This window comes from Escherichia sp. MOD1-EC7003, assembly GCF_002965065.1.
Classification (GTDB): Bacteria; Pseudomonadota; Gammaproteobacteria; order Enterobacterales; family Enterobacteriaceae; genus Escherichia.
In genome coordinates this window covers 1-4,401 of sequence record NZ_PTRE01000201.1, presented here as the reverse complement: position 1 = coordinate 4,401, position 4,401 = coordinate 1, and the positions used below count along the sequence as shown (strand labels likewise).

3 protein-coding genes and 3 pseudogenes are annotated in these 4,401 nt (G+C 50.0%); 4 read left to right on the top strand and 2 right to left on the bottom strand.

Features of this window, described 5'->3' with window-relative positions; genetic code table 11:
• Nucleotides 1-61 precede the first annotated feature (61 nt).
• Nucleotides 62-874: pseudogene (pitB, locus tag A7090_RS23570) on the top strand (inorganic phosphate transporter PitB); the annotation flags it as partial.
• Between the two features lie 48 nt (nt 875-922).
• Here the strand turns inward: pitB and A7090_RS23565 are convergent.
• Complete coding sequence (locus A7090_RS23565) at nt 923-1,615, bottom strand: dTMP kinase (protein ID WP_105275725.1); 693 nt, start codon at nt 1,613-1,615, stop codon at nt 923-925.
• A 173-nt stretch (nt 1,616-1,788) separates the two neighbouring features.
• Between A7090_RS23565 and A7090_RS23560 the strand changes: the two genes are divergently transcribed.
• The 3 genes and pseudogenes from A7090_RS23560 to A7090_RS23550 all read left to right on the top strand — a co-directional run.
• Nucleotides 1,789-2,502 (top strand): dTMP kinase, encoded by a 714-nt coding sequence (locus A7090_RS23560; protein WP_105275724.1) that lies wholly within the window; start codon nt 1,789-1,791, stop codon nt 2,500-2,502.
• A 31-nt stretch (nt 2,503-2,533) separates the two neighbouring features.
• Complete coding sequence (locus tag A7090_RS23555) at nt 2,534-3,292, top strand: hypothetical protein (protein ID WP_105275723.1); 759 nt, start codon at nt 2,534-2,536, stop codon at nt 3,290-3,292.
• A gap of 45 nt (nt 3,293-3,337) precedes the next feature.
• Nucleotides 3,338-4,153, top strand: a pseudogene (locus A7090_RS23550) (lipopolysaccharide biosynthesis protein); the annotation flags it as partial.
• Between the two features lie 24 nt (nt 4,154-4,177).
• Here A7090_RS23550 and A7090_RS23545 read toward each other — a convergent pair.
• Nucleotides 4,178-4,401: pseudogene (locus tag A7090_RS23545) on the bottom strand (IS4 family transposase); the annotation flags it as partial.

The following is a 4,401-nucleotide window of genomic DNA, read 5'->3' as shown; positions in this document are numbered from 1 at the left end:
CGCGTAGCACTGCCGACTGAATAACACATCCCCGTCAATACGGTTCTTGCTGCACGCTTACGGGCAGAAAGGGATCGGCCTGGTAATGCTGGTGCTGGTGGGGATAGCGCCCGCTGGGTTTGTCGTTAATATGAACGCCACTGGCTATGAAATTACCCGTACTCGCGATGCCGTCACCAACTTTGAACACTATCTGCAACAGCATCCTGAACTGCCGCAGAAATTGATTACGATGGAACCTTCGCTGCCTGCGACACCTACTGATGGTAAGCAAGTGACGGAGTTTCACTGTCATCCGGCAAATACCGTTGATGCGATTGCGCGCGTTAAAACGATGCTGCCAGGCAATATGGAAAGCTACGAGCCGTTAAACGTAAGTCAACGCAGTCAGCTGCGCCGCATTATGCTGTGCATCTCTGATACTTCTGCGAAGCTGGCGAAACTGCCAGGCGTCAGTAAAGAAAACCAGAACCTGCTGAAAAAGCTGCGCAGCGATATGTTAAGCACCATTGAGTACGCTCCGGTGTGGATCATCATGGCGGTGGCGCTGGCGCTCGGTATCGGCACTATGATTGGCTGGCGTCGTGTAGCGATGACCATCGGTGAGAAAATTGGTAAACGTGGCATGACGTATGCGCAAGGCATGGCGGCACAAATGACGGCGGCTGTGTCTATCGGTCTTGCCAGCTATATTGGAATGCCTGTTTCCACAACGCACGTCCTCTCGTCTGCGGTAGCAGGGACGATGGTCGTGGACGGCGGTGGATTGCAGCGTAAAACGGTAACCAGTATCCTGATGGCGTGGGTGTTTACTTTACCAGCAGCGATTTTTCTGTCTGGTGGGCTGTACTGGATAGCATTGCAGTTGATTTAACCTTCCTGAAAATGCCCGGTCCTGGCGATCGGGCATTTCCATTTTTGACTAGTGATAACCACGCGCCGTCAGAAAGTCCGTAATCGCTTTTTCTGCATCAACCAGCACCTGTTCCAGTGGCTGATTGGCATCGATATCAACCAGTTGCGCGCCGCCAAAGGTTAACTGTGGCGTTATAGCAATCTTTCTCGCCAGAGATTCCCGTTCATGGTCGGGTTTACGCGCGCAGGCAACTTCAAGGTCAACATTGAGTTTGATGACCAGATCAGGCTTATGGCTTGCCATCCAGTGAAACGCTTTACGTTCCTGGCTTGCCAGCCATGAGACAAAACGACCACCTTTAACATCAGGTGGGAACACCGTACCATCGTAAGCGCCAGGAATTTGGTCCTGAGGATAACGGTCGGTTAGAACAATTAACCCGCGACGACGACAGGCGAGCATATGACGAAAGCGCAGTACGCGACGGGCGACAAATGCTGTAATCACTAGCGCCGGAACTGGCCCCGGTAATTTTTTTGCTGTTTTCACTGCATTTTTTTTAATAGTTTTGTGTAGGGACTTGCCTAAAAAAGGTAATTTTGTCACCGCACGCCCGACATTCCCGGCTTGTTTTCCTAAATGAACTCTTTCAGCTGCACCATATTTTTCGACAACGGTAATAAGATGTTCACACACCGTTGATTTGCCTGAACCATCGCTACCAATCACGGCAATTAATGGCGGTATTATTGACTGCATGAATATATCCTTTAGTTTAAATATCCATCCAAAATATTTATTTTGTTAATATGTTTCTATGTAAGCGCAATTCAGGTCAATGTCACAATTAACCATTGTCACAATAAGGTTGAACGGATATTCTGAGCACGGACCACGTAATATTCAATACATTATTTGCTGCCGGGTTTTTCGTGAATCAACGTAATATGTCAATAATTAATTCCACGCCAGTGCGTGTTATTGCCATTGTGGGATGTGATGGTTCGGGTAAATCGACCCTCACGGCAAGCCTGGTTAATGAACTGGCAGCAAGAATGCCAACAGAGCACATTTATCTCGGGCAATCGTCCGGGCGAATTGGCGAATGGATTTCACAGTTGCCCATTATTGGTGCACCTTTTGGGCGTTATCTGCGAGGCAAAGCAGCACATGTGCATGAAAAGCCCTCAACACCGCCTGGCAATATTACTGCACTGGTTATCTATCTGCTTTCCTGCTGGCGGGCGTACAAGTTTCGCAAAATGTTACGTAGAAGCCAGCAAGGCTATCTGCTCATCACCGACCGCTACCCGCAGGTTGACGTGCCGGGTTTTCGCTTTGATGGTCCGCAACTGGCAAAAACCACGGGGGGTAATGGCTGGATAAAAATGTTAAGGCAGCGCGAACTCAAGCTCTACCAGTGGATGGCGTCTTATTTACCCGTGTTATTGATTCGTCTTGGCATTGATGAACAAACGGCGTTTGCGCGTAAACCTGACCATCAACTGGCCGCGTTACAGGAAAAAATCGCCGTTACGCCGCAACTGACATTTAATGGCGCAAAGATCCTTGAACTGGATGGTCGACACCCCGCCGATGACATCCTACAAGCGTCACTACGCGCGATTTACGCCGCGCTTTCCTGATCACCAAAATGGATAAGGAATGATTTAACGAATGGATGCACTACAAACACAAACTGTTAATCGTACAACCGCGCCGCAGCCCAATTATATTTCGGGGCTGATTGCAGTGGTCGGATGTGATGGCACGGGTAAATCGACGCTAACCACCGACCTGGTGAAATCGCTGCAACAACACTGGCAAACCGAGCGCCGCTATCTGGGGCTACTCTCGGGCGAAGACGGCGACAAAATCAAACGGTTGCCGCTCGTTGGTGTCTGGCTGGAACGGCGGCTGGCGGCCAAATCCTCGAAAACCCAAAGCATGAAAACCAAATCTCCGGCGCTATGGGCGGCGGTGATTATGTACTGCTTCTCGCTGCGGCGAATGGCGAACCTTCGTAAGGTTCAGCGACTGGCGCAAAGTGGCGTTCTGGTGGTTAGCGATCGCTTCCCGCAGGCTGAAATCTCCGGCTTTTATTATGACGGACCGGGGATTGGCGTCGAACGTGCAACCGGGAAAATCAGCATGTTTTTGGCACAACGCGAACGGCGTTTATACCAACAAATGGCGCAATATCGCCCGGAATTAATTATTCGTCTGGGCATTGATATTGATACTGCCATCTCACGCAAGCCAGATCACGACTACGCCGAGTTGCAGGACAAAATCGGTGTCATGTCGAAGATTGGCTACAACGGCACAAAAATTCTTGAGATTGATTCCAGAGCGCCCTACAGCGAAGTGCTGGAACAGGCACAGAAGGCGGTTTCTCTGGTTGCCATCGTTTCTGACCGCCGAAGTTTAACTTAAGGCTGGCGGGATACTTTTTACTATCAACGATAAGGTCAGGCTGAATTGGCGGGTTTTAACATCAAACATTGGTTTGCAGATGGCGCGTTTCGCACCATTATTCGCAATAGCGCCTGGTTAGGCTCCAGTAATGTCGTGAGCGCCTTGCTGGGGCTGTTGGCACTCTCTTGTGCCGGTAAAGGGATGACGCCCGCCATGTTTGGTGTACTGGTGATTGTGCAATCGTACGCCAAGTCGATCAGCGATTTTATTAAGTTTCAGACATGGCAGTTGGTGGTTCAGTACGGAACGCCAGCCTTGACCAACAATAATCCGCAGCAATTTCGCAATGTCGTCTCTTTTTCCTTTTCGCTGGATATCGTCAGCGGCGCAGTGGCGATTGTCGGTGGCATTGCCTTACTGCCATTTCTTTCTCACTCATTAGGTCTGGATGACCAAAGTTTTTGGCTGGCGGCGCTGTATTGCACGCTCATTCCGTCAATGGCTTCCTCCACGCCGACCGGCATTCTGCGTGCGGTAGATCGTTTCGATTTGATTGCTGTACAGCAAGCGACGAAACCTTTTCTGCGCGCGGCGGGGAGCGTCGTTGCCTGGTATTTTGACTTCGGTTTTGCGGGCTTTGTCATTGCCTGGTACGTGTCGAATCTGGTTGGTGGCACCATGTACTGGTGGTTTGCCGCGCGTGAATTACGCCGCAGAAATATCTATAACGCATTCAAATTGAACCTGTTCGAGTCTGCCCGTCATATCAAAGGTGCGTGGAGTTTTGTCTGGTCAACCAACATTGCCCACTCCATCTGGTCAGCACGTAACTCGTGCAGCACAGTGCTGGTGGGGATCGTGTTAGGGCCCGCTGCCGCCCTGAGGGATCCCCATAAATCAGCGCTAATAAACCAACACCATATTCTGGTAGGTTTTGGCGAGATGATTAAGAACTGTGCTTAGCACTGTTCGTCTTAAAATTAGCGGGGAGTGTCGTAAGACATTCTTCGCTAACGTCAGATACGAGATTACCCGCCGTGCTTTAATGCTGTTGGCCTGATATCTCAGATGTAATCCTTTGTTTTCAGCATGATAGCCAATAAGCCACAGTACAATTGTACTTAGCG